The sequence below is a fragment of the Arcticibacter sp. genome (genome assembly GCF_045629565.1).
Lineage (GTDB): Bacteria > Bacteroidota > Bacteroidia > Sphingobacteriales > Sphingobacteriaceae > Arcticibacter.
This window is the reverse complement of sequence record NZ_JAZQRL010000048.1, coordinates 1-18013: the sequence shown is the minus strand read 5'-3', so window position 1 is coordinate 18013 and position 18013 is coordinate 1. Positions and strand designations below refer to the sequence as shown.

13 protein-coding genes are annotated in these 18013 nt (G+C 46.9%); 12 read left to right on the top strand and 1 reads right to left on the bottom strand.

Annotated elements, in window-relative coordinates; translation table 11 throughout:
- Positions 1-128 precede the first annotated feature (128 nt).
- On the top strand, positions 129-638 hold the full coding sequence (locus ACKI5J_RS06495; protein WP_407427717.1) for a hypothetical protein: 510 nt from the start codon (positions 129-131) through the stop codon (positions 636-638).
- Positions 639-696: 58 nt separating this feature from the next.
- Here the strand turns inward: ACKI5J_RS06495 and ACKI5J_RS06490 are convergent, their stop codons facing one another.
- Positions 697-1206 carry a hypothetical protein gene (locus tag ACKI5J_RS06490; RefSeq protein WP_407427715.1) on the bottom strand — a complete coding sequence of 170 codons (510 nt, stop codon included), beginning with the start codon at positions 1204-1206 and terminating at the stop codon, positions 697-699.
- Between the two features lie 184 nt (positions 1207-1390).
- Here ACKI5J_RS06490 and ACKI5J_RS06485 point away from each other — a divergent pair, with 184 nt between their 5' ends.
- From ACKI5J_RS06485 to ACKI5J_RS06435, 11 genes are all read left to right on the top strand, one after another.
- Positions 1391-1762, top strand: coding sequence for an RNA recognition motif domain-containing protein (locus ACKI5J_RS06485; RefSeq protein WP_407427713.1), 372 nt, complete (start codon positions 1391-1393; stop codon positions 1760-1762).
- 133 nt (positions 1763-1895) lie between these two features.
- Positions 1896-2456 carry a type 1 glutamine amidotransferase domain-containing protein gene (locus ACKI5J_RS06480; RefSeq protein ID WP_407427711.1) on the top strand — a complete coding sequence of 187 codons (561 nt, stop codon included), beginning with the start codon at positions 1896-1898 and terminating at the stop codon, positions 2454-2456.
- Positions 2457-2717: 261 nt separating this feature from the next.
- On the top strand, positions 2718-4145 hold the full coding sequence (locus tag ACKI5J_RS06475) for an alanine/glycine:cation symporter family protein (protein ID WP_407427709.1): 1428 nt from the start codon (positions 2718-2720) through the stop codon (positions 4143-4145).
- 512 nt (positions 4146-4657) lie between these two features.
- On the top strand, positions 4658-7930 hold the full coding sequence (locus ACKI5J_RS06470) for a SusC/RagA family TonB-linked outer membrane protein (protein ID WP_407427707.1): 3273 nt from the start codon (positions 4658-4660) through the stop codon (positions 7928-7930).
- A gap of 13 nt (positions 7931-7943) precedes the next feature.
- Positions 7944-9824 carry a RagB/SusD family nutrient uptake outer membrane protein gene (locus tag ACKI5J_RS06465; protein WP_407427705.1) on the top strand — a complete coding sequence of 627 codons (1881 nt, stop codon included), beginning with the start codon at positions 7944-7946 and terminating at the stop codon, positions 9822-9824.
- 7 nt (positions 9825-9831) lie between these two features.
- The gene (locus ACKI5J_RS06460) at positions 9832-10515 is read left to right on the top strand and encodes a DUF3823 domain-containing protein (RefSeq protein ID WP_407427703.1); all 684 of its coding nucleotides are present in this window, start codon (positions 9832-9834) and stop codon (positions 10513-10515) included.
- 179 nt (positions 10516-10694) lie between these two features.
- The gene (locus tag ACKI5J_RS06455) at positions 10695-12245 is read left to right on the top strand and encodes an alpha-N-arabinofuranosidase (protein WP_407427701.1); all 1551 of its coding nucleotides are present in this window, start codon (positions 10695-10697) and stop codon (positions 12243-12245) included.
- 6 nt (positions 12246-12251) lie between these two features.
- Positions 12252-14240 carry an alpha-L-arabinofuranosidase C-terminal domain-containing protein gene (locus tag ACKI5J_RS06450; protein WP_407427699.1) on the top strand — a complete coding sequence of 663 codons (1989 nt, stop codon included), beginning with the start codon at positions 12252-12254 and terminating at the stop codon, positions 14238-14240.
- A gap of 5 nt (positions 14241-14245) precedes the next feature.
- Complete coding sequence (locus tag ACKI5J_RS06445; RefSeq protein WP_407427697.1) at positions 14246-15265, top strand: arabinan endo-1,5-alpha-L-arabinosidase; 1020 nt, start codon at positions 14246-14248, stop codon at positions 15263-15265.
- Positions 15266-15284: 19 nt separating this feature from the next.
- Positions 15285-17225 carry a glycoside hydrolase family 97 catalytic domain-containing protein gene (locus tag ACKI5J_RS06440; RefSeq protein ID WP_407427695.1) on the top strand — a complete coding sequence of 647 codons (1941 nt, stop codon included), beginning with the start codon at positions 15285-15287 and terminating at the stop codon, positions 17223-17225.
- Positions 17226-17245: 20 nt separating this feature from the next.
- Positions 17246-18013: BNR repeat-containing protein (locus ACKI5J_RS06435; RefSeq protein WP_407427693.1), on the top strand; the 768-nt coding region annotated here is incomplete at its 3' end.

Below are 18013 nucleotides of genomic sequence, written 5' to 3'. Positions count from 1 at the left end.
ACAAACTTATCTTCTAGGAAAGTGCTTATTATGAATGTTTTCCGAAAACCTCAAATCCCATGCATGACAAGATCCGCAGTTTGGCATGCAAATTGACCTGAATGGCATACATACATTAATTTAAAAATATGAAAAAGTCATTTAAACTATTCACAGCGGCAGCTTTTGCTTTAGGCACTTTGTTATTTTCTACAAATTCGAATGCGCAGGATTCTCAAGCCTGGAGATTAGGTGTAGGCGTAAGTGCTGGTGCAGCTACTGATAATCCTTTCGGACTAGTGCTTGGAGGTGATGTAAAATTGCAGAAAGACTTCGTAGGTCCTGTGTCTGCAACCCTGACAACAGGTTATACCAATTTTTTCTTGAAGGATGATTACAATGGATCTGACCTTGGTATTATCCCATTAAAAGCTGGTATTAAAGTTTTCCTAACCCCTAACTTTTATGCAGGCGGTGAAGTAGGTGCTGGATTTGGAACCAAAGACGGAGCTGAAACTTCTTTCGTATGGGCACCAGCCATAGGTTGGGGATTCGGTAACGGTTTAGATCTTGGTATTAGATATGAAGACTATACGAAATACAGCAGCGCAAAGCAAGTTGCTTTACGTGTAGCTTACGGATTCAACCTGAGCAAGTAATTAGTTCAGATTAATTAAATCAAGAGGTGGTTGAAGCAAAGAGCTTAACCGCCTCTTGTTATTTTACAAGTTCTGCATCCATCAGAAACAGTTCTGACCGATAATCCCCCGTCTCATTTAGTACAAGTTTTCCCTTTATCTTAACGGGTTTGTCACTATAGCGCACAGGTTTTTTTGAATGTACCTCGATCATCGCCGGAACATCGCCCTCTCCGCAAAACTGACATTGATCTGTAGGTAAGACCGACAGCATGAATAAAGAATGATTCATGCCGGCTTTCACCGGTATAATATACCCTGGAAACTCCAAAACCTTATTTTCGAGAGCTTTTAGCGCCGTTGGAAAGGACGCAGCCCAAACTTTTTTGCTGTTCAGCTTGTAAGTACGGTCAGCAATCAGTTCCCATGTCTTAGTCATTAGCGGTATGTCACCGACATGCTGAGATTTTGCGCAAAAGGAGTACAGAATAAATACGGCTACAATAGCAGTTCTTTTTAACGCATGCATAAAGGATGTTCTTTTTCTTCTTAATGACGCAAAGGTAGCCAATCCATCTTTTGCAAGCATTATGTAGACATTGATATTGTAAAAGATTGATCTTTTAAGTTAAACTTGACAATATAAGGCCGGGTTGGAGCGTTTCTTGATAAATATTATATTATTTTTGAAAAAGTATTATTAGTTGTAACAATCATCATTGTTCTTCAGTATAAACGAGACTAGACCCCATCATCGCATACACACATAAGTAATGGTTAAGTTATTTGCAGGCGGATTTCCCCGCGATTTAGAAGAAATAGAATTAAAAGACATCTTCGAGCAATTTGGAACAGTTGATTCTGTTAATATTGTGAGGGACAAACACACAGGCATAAGCAGACGGTTCGGTTTTGTGAACATGCCTAATGAAGAAGAAGCCAGTATTGCACTTCAAAGTTTACATGAAGCAAGTATCGACCAGGATGTCATCAGCGTCACCTACGCAGATGACCGCAAAAAAGAAAAACCTGCACCAAAACCGGCTGCCCGGAAAATAGAATATAAGGCGAGGCCCAAGGTCTATCAAAAGGTTACCAGACCCGGTGAGCGTGTTGGCGGTAAAAGACCAAGAAAACGAATTTAATAGTAAAGCTATCCTCCGGGATGGCTTTTTTTATTTAGCGTCCCTTCGTATCTCAATCAGTTTAAACATTATAACGGTAATGCTGTAATTAATAGGTGCAGATTATTGCCAAACTAATGCCAAATGAAGACATATGAAAACACTAAGTAATCGTCAGATCGCCATTCTAACAGAGAATGGCTTTGAAGAGGTCGAACTGACCAGTCCAATGCAGGCTTTAAAGGATGCCGGTGCAACCGTTCATATAGTGTCTCCTCAGAAGGAGAAGGTAAAAGCCATGAAAGATCATGACTGGTCAATTGAAATTCCGGTGGATAGACATGTTTCCGAAGTAAGTGCCAGCGACTATGACGGCCTCGTCTTGCCAGGAGGTGTCTTTAATCCTGACCAGTTGAGGATGAATGATCAGGCAATCCGTTTTATAAGCGAATTTTTTGAAGCCGGAAAACCCGTGGCGGCGATATGCCACGGACCTCAAGCGCTGATCAACGCCAACGTCGTCCGCGGCCGGGATATCACCTCATATCCATCTATTAAAACCGATCTGATTAATGCAGGTGCTAACTGGCAGAATCTCGAGGTGGTAGTCGACAATGGCCTTGTCACCAGTCGTACGCCAGAAGATCTTCCCGCATTCAACAAAAAGATGTGCGAAGAATTCGCTGAAGGCATCCATGAAGGGCAAAAACCCTGAGACGAAAGATTTAATCCGAAACGTTTCAGATCTTGTCATTTATCTAACTACTGGCAGCACCCTAAAAGTGCTGCCTTTTTACATAATCAGCTATCGAATCGTGGCTTTTTTTGGTGCTCTTGTGTCGTTGATGTATATATTTTAGTCTTTTTCGAAGTTTTTTTGCTCAAAATGGTATTGATACCCCCAATTTGTTGTGATATTTTCCTTTCTTTAAAGGAAAATGGACTATAGGTAGTCTGTCCCCTCTTAGAAAAATATATGAACGAACTGATTAACAAAATCAACAGCGTTGTTTGGAGCGACGCTCTCATTATCTTATGTCTCGGTGCAGGAGTTTACTTTTCTGTCATAACACGGTTCTTGCAAGTTAGATTTCTGCGCGATATGGTTGGTTTGTTATTCAACGGTCAGGCATCAGACAAAGGAGTAAGTTCCTTTCAGGCGTTCAGTATAGCTATAGCGGGAAGAGTGGGAACAGGTAATATCACGGGTGTGGCCACGGCGATCGCCATGGGAGGGCCTGGTGCCATCTTTTGGATGTGGACAATTGCTTTTCTCGGAAGCGCCTCTGCTTTTATTGAGGCCACATTAGGGCAAATCTATAAACAGGTCAAAGACGGCCAATACAGGGGCGGCCCCGCATTCTATATTGAGAAGGGCCTGGGAATGAAATGGTATGCTGCGCTTTTTGCTGTAGCCACTATTCTCAGTACAGCTCTTTTACTTCCGGGCGTGCAGAGCAACAGCATCGCCACAAGTATCCATACAGCTTTTGACATTTCGCCTGCAGTGACGGGGGTAGGCATAGCCGTTCTGCTCGCCCTGATCATCTGCGGAGGAGTCAGAAGGATTGGCAAAGTGGCTGAAATTGTAGTCCCTTTTATGGCGGCCGCATATATCCTTATGGCTGTTGTTATCATCTGTATGAACATCACAGAGGTGCCTGCAATGTTCGGATTGATCTTTCGGTCTGCGTTTGACCTCGAGCCGGCATTTGCAGGAATCTTCGGACTAGCTGTTTCCTGGGGCGTAAAGCGTGGAATCTACTCCAATGAGGCCGGGCAGGGAACAGCCCCCCATGCTGCTGCTGCCGCTGAAGTTACGCATCCGGTAAAACAAGGTTTGGTTCAGGGATTTTCCGTCTATATAGATACGCTTTTCGTATGCACAGCTACCGCCTTTATGATCCTGTTTACCGGGCAATACAATGTGGTGAATCCCGCAGGGGGATTCCTCGCCGAAAACATGCCTGGGGTTCCGGTTGGTCCTGAGTTTACCCAACGTGCTGTGGATACCTATTTCCCTGCACTCGGCGCGGGATTCGTCGCTATCTCGCTTTTCTTCTTCGCATTTACAACCATAATTGCTTATTACTATATCGCAGAAACGAACCTTAGCTACCTTGATAAAAAGGAGAAAGGCAAATGGATAGTATGGGTACTACGTGTCGTGATCATTTTTGCCGTCTTTTACGGCTCAATACGGACCGCCGAACTTGCATGGGCGGTAGGCGACATAGGCGTCGGTATCATGGCATGGTTAAATATCGTCGCGATCTTTCTCCTTCGTAAACCTGCGATGCTGGCCCTTAAAGATTATGCAGCACAGAAGAAGCTTGGTGTTGATCCTGTTTTTAGTGCCAGGAAGCTGGGGATAAAGAACGCCGACGAATGGGATAAGGACTAGTCTCCTGCACACCGCATCCTTATACAGGCCATTGTAATATAAGGGAGACTGCTCTCCCTTATATTACAATGGCCTGTAGCTTTTAAGAAAGGAACCTCATTTTGATACGAAATGTCGAAATTATGAAACATATTATGTGATTTCTTAAAATGATATTACTTCTATTTGTGAGGTAATATCATTTAAGAAATTAATTCTATCGTATGCCTTCTTCAAATAATTGTTTTGCTGACATTTTATTTTTTTGAGGTAAAAACATTGCTCAAATACCTGATTAATATTTAGTATATTAGTTTATAACTACCAATTGAAAAAACCAAATTCAAACCGCCTATGGCAATCAATCCGTCCTGGTTTATTGAGGCACTCTTCCCTGTAAAATAGTAACGCTTAATCATTTTTAATCAAACCCCTATGAGATCAAACCACATGAATTAAAGTCAAGCTGTACACATTTTAAAAATTAGCCAATTCTTCAAAATGTACAAACTCCAAACTAATCAAAAGAACCTATGCAAAGAAAATTACTAAGGGTATGCCAGCCTGCTGGCATCCGTGTTATGGGTGAACATTGGTACCCAAAACTGCAATCGAAATTATCACTGATGATGATGTTCTTTCTCCTGTCATCAGCTGCATTTGCTCAAACCAATGTATCGGGACGAGTGACCGATGAGAGCAATCAACCCCTGATCGGTGTAACCGTAACCGTAAAGAACGTCAAAGGTGGCACGCAAACTGATGCCAACGGGCGATATACGCTGAGCGTACCCAACGCATCCGCAACGCTCGTCTTCCGCTATATTGGCTACCAGAACCGGGAAATAGTCGTCGGCAGTCAGACGGTTATCAATGTCCAGATGGCCGCCGCAGGCAGTGAGGCCCTGGAAGAGGTCGTCGTGGTAGCTTACGGTACCCAAAAGAAAGCGACTATATCCGGTGCCATCAGCAATATTCAGGCAGCAGACATTGTGCGTACACCTGCAGTCGCGGCAACAAGTGCACTGGTTGGCAAGATTCCCGGCGTGACAGCACGTACATCAGATGCTCGCCCGGGTAACGGAGCAAGTCTTCAGATCCGTAACCTGGGTAACCCGCTATATGTAATCGATGGTGTAGCCTATAGTACCAGCAATGGTACCGATGCCTTCGGTTACAATACAGGAATTTCCGGGGTGAATGCCTTCAACCAGTTAGGGATAGACGACATCGAAAGTATCACCGTTTTGAAAGATGCATCAGCTTCTATCTACGGATTAGCTGCAGGTAATGGTGTAGTTCTCGTTACTACAAAAAAGGGAAGGAAGGGCGATAAACCAACGTTAGGGGTTTCTGGGTATTACGGTTTTCAGAATTTTACTCGCTTCCCAAGACCCGGGAATGCGGGTCAATATGTACGCGGACGTCTGGAGTCAGAACAAAACCTCGGACGTAATCCCGCTGACCTTTATTCACCCGAAGAACTGGCTAAGTGGGAAGCTGGCACGGAGCCTGGATATCAGAACAACGATTACTATGATTTCGTAGTGCGTCCAAACGTTCCGCAATATTACGTAACAGCAAACGCTTCAGGCGGAACCGAGAATTCTACATATTATTTGTCTTTAGGTCATCTGAATCAGGATGCTACTATAAAGGACTTCAATTTTAACAGAACCAATCTGCAGGCCAATATCTCGAGTACCATACTAAAAGGCCTCACAGTAGGCGCTCAGATCAGCGGAAGAATCGAAGACCGACATAACGTAGGTGTACCGGGCTTGGATGACTTTTTTAACCCGCTGCTTAGTATCGGCAGTATGTGGCCAACTGAAACACCCTATGCTAATAATAATCCGGCATATATTAATCAGACACACAATGTAAATGTAAATCCCGCCACTTATCGTGACGACGTGACTGGTTACATTGACAACATTACGAGGGGGGGCAGTGCAAAGTTCAACGCGCAATACGACTTTGGATTCGGCTTATCGGCTAAGGGCCTGTATTCTTACGATTACAGCAACGAAGATTTTGAAGGTTTTGAATACACCTACCCTGCCTATATTTACGATCCCGTCACAGGCACATATAATGACAGGGCGCCTAACGGTGCTCTCTATGGAAATCAAAATCCCTGGAGAGAGCGGCATAAGAGGAACGTAATAGCAAAGTTTGCTCAGTTCCAGCTGAACTATAGCAAACAAATCAAGGAGCACTCTATAGCAGCGCTGGTTGCATTTGAACGTAAAGAAGCAACTAACGACTACCTGGCTTTGCACTCCGTTCCTCCGAACAATATTATTCCTACTCAGGTATTCGCTGACCTCGATTACATTGGCGACACCCATTACGAAGAGGCTTTCGAAGGATACGCCATGCGTCTTAATTACGATTATAAAAAGAGGTACCTATTGGAAGCGGTAGCTAGATACGACGGATCTTTTCTCTATAACTCAGGAAACCGGTTCGGGTTCTTTCCAGGAATCTCCTTAGGTTGGCGCCTTTCCGAAGAGAGCTTCTTCAAGAAGATTTTTAAAGAAAGTGTAAATGACTTTAAGCTAAGAGTGTCTTACGGTGAAACCGGTACCTCTCTTCAGGATGTAAACGGAAATTACTATTCTCCATCACCTTTTGCTTACCTCGGGGGATATAATGTAAATGCAGGTAACGCAGTTTTTGACGGTACTTTCTACAATGGAGTAGCACCAAGAGGTTTACCGACAACCAACATATCGTGGCTAACCAACGAGATGACTAACATAGGTATTGATTTTACAGTGTTTAGAAATTTCACGGGCCAGTTTGATGTCTTCAGACGTAAACGTTCAGGATTTCCTGCAGCAAGGTATGATGTTGTTTTGCCTACAGAGGTTGGCTACGGGTTGCCGGAAGAGAATTTGAACTCGGATATTACTCAGGGTTTAGACGGCTTTATTACCTACAGCAGCAAAGTTGGACAGGTAGAGTTTTCCATAGGCGGTAACGCAACACTCGGAAGAACGAAAGATAATTATATCTATAAGCCACGTTTCGGTAATTCATACGACGAATATCGGAATGACAGGACCGATCGTTGGCAAAACGTTAACTGGGGACACCACATAGTAGGCAGGTTCCAGTCTGAACAAGAGATTAATGATCACCCCGTTAACATTGACGGACAAGGAAACAGAACTTTGCTGCCGGGGGACCTTATTTATGAAGACTTAAACGGAGACGGAATTATTAACGGAATGGACATCAAACCTATTGGTTATGCCGAAGGTACTTTGCCATACTTCAATTATGGAGTAAACGGAAGAGTCAGCTTCAAAGGCTTCTCTCTGGCATTTGATTTTATGGGAGCTGGTATGCAGACTTATTTCAGGGACTGGGAACTGAAGTATCCATTCCAGAATAATGGAAACTCACCGGCGTATATGCTTGAAGACAGATGGCATAGGGCGGATCCTTATGATCCGAACAGCGCCTGGATATCAGGCACCTATCCTGCTTTAAGAAAGGATAATACAGAACTTTCGATTTTTAGAAGTCCGCTGAGCGGCAGTACCCGCAACGATTTCTGGACTACCAATATCAATTATTTCCGGCTGAAAAACCTCGAGTTAGGGTATACATTTCCAAAAGCACTGATTCAAAAAGTGAACATCTCCGCTCTGAGGATTTATGTAAATGGTTCTAACCTGTTCTCTTTTGATAATGTGAAAGACTATGAAATAGATCCCGAAATCTCCGCCACTAATGGACTGATCTATCCGCAGCAGAAGATCTATACGTTTGGCTTTAATCTAACACTTTAAGACCATTACGATTATGAAAAATATATCAAAATATTTGGCTCTTTGCCTGGTGCTCACCCTGAGTATAACTTCATGTGAAAAGGATTACTTAGAGAGGGAGCCAACAACTATAGTAACAGACGAACAACTTTGGGAGGACCCGAAGCTTATTGTTGGCTTATTAGCAAACTACTATAACCGCCTTCCTACAGACATGGGCCTCAATGATCAGGCAGGTTCTCAATGGAGGAATATGGCAGATTATGATGATGCTATGTGGTCTGGTAGCTCGAACGATGAATTTCGAAACAATATCGTATCCTACCCGGCCACGCGATGGCGGTTATATGACTATGGTTTTGTCAGGGATCTCAATCTCGCGATCGAAAACGTAGACAAGTTTGGTTCCGCTACACTGAACGAGGCCCAGAGGACACAGCTTAAAGCGGAGTTCCGATTTATTCGGGCCTATCTGTATTTCGAAATGGTTAAGAGGATGGGAGGTGTTCCTCTCATTACAACGCAGTTGCTCTACGATTTCAGCGGCGATCCTACCTATCTGCAGCAGCCTCGTGCTAAGGAGGCCGAGGTCTATGATTTTGTAGCTGCAGAGCTCGACGCAATAAAAAATGATATAGCAAACGAAGGTAGCACTGGTAGAGCCAATAAATATACTTGCATGGCTCTTAAGAGCCGTGCGATGCTTTATGCCGGAACCATCGCAAAATACAACGCCTTGCTGACACCCAATGTTGTTACTCCCGGTGGTGAAGTCGGCATTCCTGCATCCAGAGCTGCGGAGTACCTGCAGAAATCACTGGATGCTTCTAAAGAGGTCATAGCTGGTCCCTATTCGCTATATAAAAACAACCCTAATCTTGGCGAGAATTTCTACGAGGCGGTTGTCAAAAAGACCAATAATCCGGAAGTGATTTTTGTAAGAGACTTTTTAAGCTCAAAGGCAAAAAAACACTTCTTTACTTATGAGAACATCGCGAGAGGTATCCGTGAAGATAACCTGAGTTCTTCGAGTATCGTTCCCTCGTTAAACCTGGTGGAGAACTACGAATATCTCGATGGAAGCCCGGGAATCTTAAGGACCCGGAATGCCGCTAATACGGATTATATCTACTACGATAATACAACAGATATTTTCGCTAACAAAGACGCTCGTCTTTACGGTACCGTTATTTACCCCGGAGCCCCTTTTCGTGGTTTGACGGTCGATATGCAGGCCGGAGTGATGAGGTGGGACGCCGGGTCGGGTTCGTATCAGACAATAGAAGGACCAGATCTGGGTACAAACTATACGGATGGAAAGCCGCTAATCGCTGCCTCGGGTCCTCACCGTTCCATTCAGGAGGTCTCCAATACCGGTTTTTACCTGCGTAAATATGTGGACGCTAATGGCGGAGCCTCAACGCGCGGTATCCAGAGCGATGTCTGGTGGGTATGGTTTCGTCTTGGCGAAGTTTATCTGAATGCAGCAGAAGCAGCGTTTGAGCTTGGACTGAGTAACGAGGCTTTGACTTACGCCAATGCAATCCGTGAAAGAGCCGGCTTTCCAGCAAATAGCCTCACTACAGCAACAATCACCTTAGACAGGATAAGAAACGACAGGAGAAATGAGCTGGCTTTTGAAGATCATCGTGTATGGGATCTCAAGCGATGGAGACAAGCAGACAAGGTTTGGAATGGAAATGCAAACAATCCTAGCGATGTCGTCTATGCGCTGTATCCTTATCGCGTTGTGCGGCCTGGCGATCCTGCCCGGGACGGAAAGTATGTATTTGTAAAAATGCGTGCTCCCAAATTCGGATCACCCCGTTTCTTTCAGATCTTCAATTACTATTCCTCCATTGATCAAGGGGTAATTAACAGCAATCCTAAAATTGTTCCTAATCCATTTAACTAGTCAGACAATGAAAATTAAGCCATATTTATATATCCTATTGTTCATGGTGGCGGTAGGTAGCATAGGATGCGCGAAAGATAATTACGACGAACCGCAATCTATGCTCTCTGGAAGAGTTGTTTATGAGGGCCAGCCTATCGGTTTAAGGTCTAATGGTGTGCAACTGGAATTGTGGCAGCGCGGCTATGCCTTCTTCTCGAAGATCCCTGTTTATGTTAATCAGGATGGATCTTTTTCGGCGCGCTTGTTTGACGGAGACTATAAGTTGACGCGACAGAATGGCGTCGGTCCCTGGATCAATAATGCCGATTCAATAGACGTTCAGGTCCGTGGCAATACTGTTGTTGATGTTCCGGTTACACCCTATACTTTCGTGAGAAGTGCAACTTATCAACGAAACGGAACAACCATCACAGCGACCGCCAACCTTCAAACGGTAAGTACAGCCAATCCGCTTGAATCCGTCAGATTGTATGTTTTCAGAACAGCATTGGTAGATGACGTAAACCAGAATGCGATAACTATAACAGAAGCTTCTGCCATACCCAATATCGCTCAGCCAGTCATAATGAACGTAACAGTTCCCGCAGCTCTGGCTAATCTTGATGCGGTATACGTCCGAGTCGGAGTAAAGACCGCGGGAGTTGCAGAACTCGCTTATTCCCCAGCAGAGAAGATTGCTCTCAGGTAGTATCCAATCACACACCGGATATAGCAGAACCAATCTGCAATATCCGGTGTGTTCCCCTAATTAATTGTTTACTTGACGCTTCTATATTTTTATTTACCTTAGTCTGGCTAACTAACAAATTTTATGAATCCAAATCGCCCTGCCTTACTCATTGAAGTTCCGGGTCCAATTAAATTCCAATGAAAAAAACCTCACTATCACTTCTGATCGCCTTTCTTGGCGTAAACCTGAGCGTAAACGCACAAACAGCTGTGACGATCGACGTCAACACAGCGAGTGCAAAAACGGTTATCAGCAAAGACATCTACGGTCACTTTTCCGAGCACCTGGGGCGCTGTATCTACGACGGGTTCTGGGTTGACCCCGCAATGAATGTTCCGAAAAAAGACCGTATCCGTCTCGATATCGTCGATGCGCTCAAGAAGATCAAAGTCCCCAACCTCCGATGGCCGGGAGGCTGCTTTGCTGATGAATACCATTGGCGAGACGGTATAGGCCCGCGCGAACAGCGTCCTAAAATGGTCAACACCAACTGGGGCGGCGTCGTTGAAGACAACAGCTTCGGTACGCATGAATTCCTGGAACTCTGTGCCCTGCTCGAATGTGAGCCTTACATTGCCGGAAACGTCGGCAGCGGAACAGTAGAGGAGATGGCCAAATGGGTAGAGTACCTGAATTTCGACGGCATAAGTCCGATGGCTAACCTTAGAAAAGAAAACGGCCGGGAAAAACCATGGAAAGTAGCTTTCTGGGGTGTTGGTAACGAAAGCTGGGGCTGCGGTGGTAACATGACTCCTGAGTACTACGCCGACCTGTACAAAAGATATGCTACGTATGCGCGTGACTATCCGGGTGCGCCACTGAAGAAAATTGTCAGCGGGGCAAACTCATGGGACGTAAACTGGACGGAGGTGCTCATGAAAAACATCCCGATCCGCGACATGTGGGGCGTATCCCTGCATTACTATACACTGCCTACGGGCAACTGGGGTAAGAAAGGTTCCGCTACCGTATTTGACGAAAAGGAATATTTCCAGACGATGAAAAATGGACTGGCGATGGACAGCCTCGTGAAGAAACACTCCGAAGTGATGGATAAATATGATCCTCAGAAGAAGGTTGCCCTTGTGGTCGACGAGTGGGGGGTATGGACTGACGTAGAGCCCGGAACAAACCCTGGATTTCTATATCAGCAAAATACCATGCGCGACGCACTGATAGCAGGATCTACATTGAATATTTTCAACAATCACGCCGAAAGGGTAAAGGTGGCTAGTCTAGCTCAAACAGTAAATGTTTTGCAGGCACTGATCCTGACCGAGAAGGAAAAAATGCTGCTTACACCTACCTACCATGTTTTCGACTTGTACAAAGTTCACATGGATGCCAAACTGATCCCTCTCAACTTTAAGAGCCCCGATTATGAAGTAGCTGGAAACAGAATTCCTGCAGTCAATGCGTCCGCTTCTATCGATTCAAACGGCGTGGTGCATATCACCCTGGTGAACCTCGACCCGAAAAAGAAAATCAACATTAACACGGCCTTGAATGGCTTGAAATGGTCAGGTGTAACCGGACGTATCGTTACATCTCCTAAATTCAACGACTATAACTCCTTTGATAACCCTAATAAAATCGTCGCCGCCCAGTTCAAAGGGGCGAAAAAGAACGGTAACCAGTTGAGAGCAGAGCTTCCTCCGCTCTCCGTTGTCGAGTTAACACTGAAATAGATAAATATGATTTCAAAGGCAAATAAATGCACAGGACTGCTCGCTTTAGCGGCAGTCCTTGCCACCTGTGCGGTGACTACCGGAAGTGCCCAGACTCCAAAGGTTTTCACAATCAAAGCAAACGAAATAAAAGCGGAAGTTGCACCCACCATGTGGGGGCTGTTCTTCGAGGATATTAACCAGGGTGCAGACGGTGGTCTTTACGCCGAACTGGTGAAGAACAGGTCTTTTGAGTTCGATGTTGCCGGAATGGGTTGGAAAGAAATTAAAGATAAGGATGCGGAAGGCAGTGCCCTCTACCAGAACCGTGGCAATGCCAATCCTGCGAACAGGCGGTATGTTCAGTTAAAATCTGAATCCGGCCGCTACGGTCTGGCCAACGAAGGATTTAAAGGGATGGGTATCAAGCAGGGCATGCAATACGACTTCTCGGTTCTGGCAAGGCAGCACGAAGGCCGCTCAGGCAGCCTCCTTGTTGAGCTGGTCGACGAGAAAGGTACTGTGATCGGCTCCACATCAGTGAAGCCGGCCAGCACAGACTGGGCAAAGTACACTGCGTCTTTCGTAGCGAGTGCGACGGTTCCGAAAGCAAGCCTCAATGTCGTGCTGACCGAGAAGGGCGGCATGGATCTGGACATGATCTCTTTATTTCCAAAAGATACCTGGAAGGGGAGAAAAGGCGGTTTGCGTGCCGACATGGTACAGCTGCTCGCTGATATGAAACCCGGGTTCTTTCGGTTTCCCGGAGGATGTATCGTTGAAGGACGTACGCTTGATGAACGCTTTCAATGGAAAAAGACCATTGGAAAGCCTGAAGACCGCGAGCTGATCATCAACCGCTGGAATGTAGAGTTCAAACACCGGCTTGCACCCGATTACTTCCAGTCCTTCGGTCTTGGCTTCTTCGAATATTTCCAGCTTTGCGAAGATATAGGTGCATCTCCCTTGCCTATCTTGAACGCAGGTATGGCCTGCCAGTTCAATACCGCGGAGGTAGTTCCTCTCGACGAGCTGCAGCCCTATATCCAGGATGCCCTGGATCTCATTGAGTTCGCTAACGGGCCTGCCTCATCTCCCTGGGGAAAGAAGCGTGCTGAAATGGGGCATCCTGAACCCTTTAATATGACCATGATCGGTGTAGGGAACGAAAACTGGGGCCCGCAGTATATCGAACGGCTGAAGGTGTTCACCAAAGCGATCAACGATAAATACCCCGGCATCAAAATTGTGAACAGCTCAGGTACTGATCCGAGCGGCGACCGTTTCGACTATCTCGACAAGGAGCTGAGAGCCATGAACGTCGATATTATCGACGAGCACTATTATCGCGCCCCTCAGTGGTTTCTCGATAACGCCGGGCGGTACGATAGCTATGATCGCCAGGGGCCAAAAGTATTCGCCGGCGAATATGCCGCTCAAAGTGTACGCATAGCAAGTCCCGATAACAAAAATAACTGGCACTGCGCCATGTCGGAAGCCGCTTTTATGACTGGCCTGGAGCGCAACGCCGATGTCGTGGTGATGGCATCTTACGCGCCTCTTTTCGCACATGCCGAAGGCTGGCAATGGACTCCTGACCTGATCTGGGTAGACAACCTTCGCTCTTACGGGACCGCTAACTATCAGGTGCAGAAGCTATTCTCGCTAAACAAGGGTACCCACGTTGTTCCGGTGCTGTTGGACAATAAAGCCGTTTCGGGACAGGAAGGATACTATGCATCCGCTACCATAGACCGCAAAACCAACGAGCTGATCCTGAAAGTTGTTAATTCAACAGGCAAGAGGCAGAGCGGTGCTTTTCTGATCGATGGAGCGAATAAGGTGCAGGGTAAAGGCTCCCTTACTGTGATAAGCAGTGCCGACCTGGAAGCCGTAAATTCATTTGAAGCACCCGATACGATCAGTCCGAAGGTCTCTCCGATCTCTATAAAGAACAAGCGGATAAACCTCGACCTGAGCCCGTATTCGGTCAATATGGTCAAGGTAAAAATCTAAATATCATGAAGAAGCAGATCCTGATTCTGTTCATCTATCTCGTTTCGGGTCTCACCTCCAGAGGGCAGGGACTCGAAACCGATATCTCTGTCCACGACCCCGTCATGATCAAAGAAGGAAACCGGTATTACCTGTTCTGCACAGGACGGGGAATAGCCGTATGGTCATCTGCCGACATGAAGAACTGGAGGAGAGAAAAGCAAGTCTTCGAAGAAGCCCCTCCCTGGGCGGTGGCAGCGGTGCCGGGGTTTAAAAACCATATCTGGGCACCCGACATCAGTTATTGGAATGGTCAGTATTACCTCTATTACTCGATCTCGGCCTTCGGGAAGAATACCTCCGCCATCGGGCTCGCGGTGAATAAAACACTCAATCCGGAAAGCTCCGATTATAAGTGGACAGACAAAGGAAAAATCATTCAGTCGTATCCGGGCATAACCAACTGGAATGCCATAGACCCCAATCTTATCACAGACAAAAAAAACAATCCATACCTTTCCTTCGGCTCCTTTTGGGATGGGCTTAAGCTGGTGAAACTCAGTAATGACCGGCTGCAGGTTCTGGGCGACACCATACACCTGCAAACCATCGCCAGCAGAAAAACAAATCCCAACCAGCAGGCTAATCCTCCGGCGGTCGACAATAATCCCCCTGACGCTGGTGGCAATGCGATAGAAGCCCCCTTTATTTTTAAGAAAAATAGCTATTATTACTTGTTCGCCTCCATTGATTACTGTTGCAAGGGAGCGAACAGCACGTACAAGATGATAGTAGGTCGCTCCCGCGATGTAACCGGACCCTATCTGGACAAAGAAGGGCGCGACATGAAGACAGCCGGAGGAACGCTTCTGATGGCCGGTAACGATGAGTGGCACGGCGTAGGACACAATGCTGTTTGCCATTTCGATGGTGCCGACTATCTGATCTATCACGGCTACGATGCGAAGGATAACGGCAGGCCCAAGCTGCAGATTAAGATGTTGCAATGGGATAAGCGGGGCTGGCCGCAAGTGCAGGCTAATTAGAATTTAAATAAACCAGTTCATGATGATTAGAGACCTAAAGAAATCCTGTTTCTTTCTGCTGCTATTTGCCGGCTCCTCAGCGGTAGCGCAGGTTAAAAGTTTTAAGATAGCAAGCCCCAACGAGAAGATCGTCCTGACCTTTAATGTCAGTGTCAGCGGCGAACCGAGTTATGCCATATCCCGGAATAATGTACAGGTGCTCGAGCCATCCAAGCTCGGCCTCGTGAGAGCAGACGGCGATTATTCGAGAAACCTGAGGCTGTTATCTGTATCGGGCCTCGAGGGTATAGCGGGACAGTATGAGACGCTCGTCGGTAAGCGCCGCGTCAACAGATACTCCGCTCACCAGCAAGTCTTCCATCTTAGCAACAGTGCGGGCAAAGCCCTTGACATGATATTCCGGGTGTCGGATGATGGCGTAGCATTCCGGTATTACTTCCCCGGTCAGTCTGCAGACCTGAAGAAGATCACCAACGAGCTTACTTCTTTCAACTTTCCTGAAAGAGCCAGAGGCTGGCTGCAGCCAATGGCCGATGCGCAGACAGGCTGGGAGCGGTCGAACCCCTCTTACGAAGAAAACTATGAGCAGGGAATTTCTGTCGGCACAAAGTCACCTATCCGTGCTGGGTGGGTATTTCCCGCGCTGTTTCAGAACGGCGATACATGGGTGCTCATTACGGAGTCGGCCTCTGAGGGGAATTACGCAGGTACCCGCCTGAAGCCTGATTCTCCTGCCGGTGAGTATAGTATCGGTTTCCCCCAGTCGCCCGAAGTGTTTTCTCCTCAGGCTGCTTTGTTGCCGGAGTCCAAATTGCCCTGGTACACTCCCTGGCGCATCATTGCCCTGGGCAGCCTCAAGACCATCACAGAGTCCACACTGGGCACAGACCTGGCCAAACCTACGGCTGAACGTGATCTCTCCTACATTAAACCCGGAAAGTCTGCCTGGAGCTGGGTGCTCATGAAAGACGACTCTACCGTCTACCATGTGCAGAAGCGCTTCGTTGACTATGCTGCCGATATGAACTGGGAGTACTGCCTGGTAGATGCGGAATGGGATAAGCGTATCGGTTATGAAAAGATCGCTGAGCTCTCGGAATATGCTCAGTCAAAGAAGGTGGGACTGATCCTTTGGTACAACTCCGCCGGTGCCTGGAACAGCACTCCTTACACGCCACGCAACCAGATGCTGACGCGCGAAAGTCGCCGCGCAGAATTCGCCAGGCTTCAGAAGATGGGAATCAAGGGAGTCAAGATCGATTTCTTCGGCGGAGACGGTCAATCGTTCATGCAATATTATCAGGACATTCTCCGCGACGCAGCCGATCACAAAATACTCGTGAACTTCCATGGTGCAACTTTACCGCGTGGACTGCAGGTTACCTACCCGAACCTGATGACGATGGAGTCGGTCAAAGGAATGGAATTCCGCACATTCGCCCAGGTAACAGAAGATATGCAGCCGGCGCATTGCACCACCATTCCGTTCACCCGGAACGTGTTTGACCCCATGGACTACACTCCAATGGTGCTCCACAAGATCCCCAACATCAAGCGAAAAACCAGCAACGGATTCGAGTTGGCGCTTCCCATATTGTTTACCTCAGGGATCCAGCACATGGCAGAAACCCCTGAAGGTATGGCGCATGTGCCGGATTACGTCAAGCAACACCTGAGGAGCCTTCCTTCTACATGGGACGATATTCGCTTTATAGATGGCTTTCCCGGTAAGCGTGCGGTGATCGCGCGAAAGTCGGGAAACAAGTGGTATGTAGCCGGCATCAACGGAGAGGGTACCGAAAAGGAACTGACCCTTGATCTTTCTTTTATTCCGGGAAAAGGAAAGATGATCACTGACGGAAAAGAAGAATTTTCGTTTTCGCAGGCTGATATTGTACCATCGCGCACTACAAGCGTAAAGCTGAAACCAGCTGGCGGCTTCGTGATGGTTTTTGAATAGTGAAATACTAAAAAGAGGTAATGAGGACTGATCAGACCACAAATTTAAACTTTAAAAACAAACCGAATCATTTTAAGGCGCTGCTAGTCGCAACGAGGCGCTTCCGGTATATTGACAGGCTCTTTGATGAAAAGCGTCTCAGGGGGCTTCTAAGTAGCCTCAAACGGGGCGCTCTGATACGCCGTCCTGGTCTGGGTTTTATTTTAGTCTTTAGCTGCGGGCTGGCAGCTTCCGCGCAGACGCCGGGTTCCCTGGAACGGGTCAAGCTCAGCTACGTTGGCGAAGGATGGGCAAACAACTCGGTGAACGCGGTGATCTTTCGCAAAAATTCCCTGGTCACGTGGCAAGATACGCAGTTCATCGCCTATTACGATAAAGATAGGAGAGTGGTACTGGGTAAACGTCGTGTAGGTGAAAGCCACTGGGAGATCCGGCCGACCCAGCATAAAGGCAATGCCGCAGATGCCCATAATTCCATCAGTATCATGGTAGACGGAGACGGCTATCTGCACATGTCCTGGGACCATCATGGTCATGTGCTGCGCTATTGCCGAAGCCTGGCTCCCGGCTCCCTGGAACTAACGGAGAAGATGTCCATGACGGGAAAGGTGGAGCAGAGTGTCACCTATCCGGAGTTCTACAAACTGGCCGATGGCAACCTCCTTTTTCTTTACCGGAACGGAGCTTCAGGGAGAGGTGATCTGGTGATCAATCGCTATGAAACAGCTACCAGGACGTGGACCCAGTTACACCAGAATCTAATCGACGGTGAAGGAAAACGCAACGCC

What these genes read in the sequence shown, in the direction of transcription:
- ACKI5J_RS06495 (WP_407427717.1), top strand. Translation starts at nt 129, where the DNA reads ATGAAAAAGTCATTTAAACTATTCACAGCGGCAGCTTTTGCTTTAGGC.
- ACKI5J_RS06490 (WP_407427715.1), bottom strand. Translation starts at nt 1,206, where the DNA reads ATGCTTGCAAAAGATGGATTGGCTACCTTTGCGTCATTAAGAAGAAAA.
- ACKI5J_RS06485 (WP_407427713.1), top strand. Translation starts at nt 1,391, where the DNA reads ATGGTTAAGTTATTTGCAGGCGGATTTCCCCGCGATTTAGAAGAAATA.
- ACKI5J_RS06480 (WP_407427711.1), top strand. Translation starts at nt 1,896, where the DNA reads ATGAAAACACTAAGTAATCGTCAGATCGCCATTCTAACAGAGAATGGC.
- ACKI5J_RS06475 (WP_407427709.1), top strand. Translation starts at nt 2,718, where the DNA reads ATGAACGAACTGATTAACAAAATCAACAGCGTTGTTTGGAGCGACGCT.
- ACKI5J_RS06470 (WP_407427707.1), top strand. Translation starts at nt 4,658, where the DNA reads ATGCAAAGAAAATTACTAAGGGTATGCCAGCCTGCTGGCATCCGTGTT.
- ACKI5J_RS06465 (WP_407427705.1), top strand. Translation starts at nt 7,944, where the DNA reads ATGAAAAATATATCAAAATATTTGGCTCTTTGCCTGGTGCTCACCCTG.
- ACKI5J_RS06460 (WP_407427703.1), top strand. Translation starts at nt 9,832, where the DNA reads ATGAAAATTAAGCCATATTTATATATCCTATTGTTCATGGTGGCGGTA.
- ACKI5J_RS06455 (WP_407427701.1), top strand. Translation starts at nt 10,695, where the DNA reads ATGAAAAAAACCTCACTATCACTTCTGATCGCCTTTCTTGGCGTAAAC.
- ACKI5J_RS06450 (WP_407427699.1), top strand. Translation starts at nt 12,252, where the DNA reads ATGATTTCAAAGGCAAATAAATGCACAGGACTGCTCGCTTTAGCGGCA.
- ACKI5J_RS06445 (WP_407427697.1), top strand. Translation starts at nt 14,246, where the DNA reads ATGAAGAAGCAGATCCTGATTCTGTTCATCTATCTCGTTTCGGGTCTC.
- ACKI5J_RS06440 (WP_407427695.1), top strand. Translation starts at nt 15,285, where the DNA reads ATGATGATTAGAGACCTAAAGAAATCCTGTTTCTTTCTGCTGCTATTT.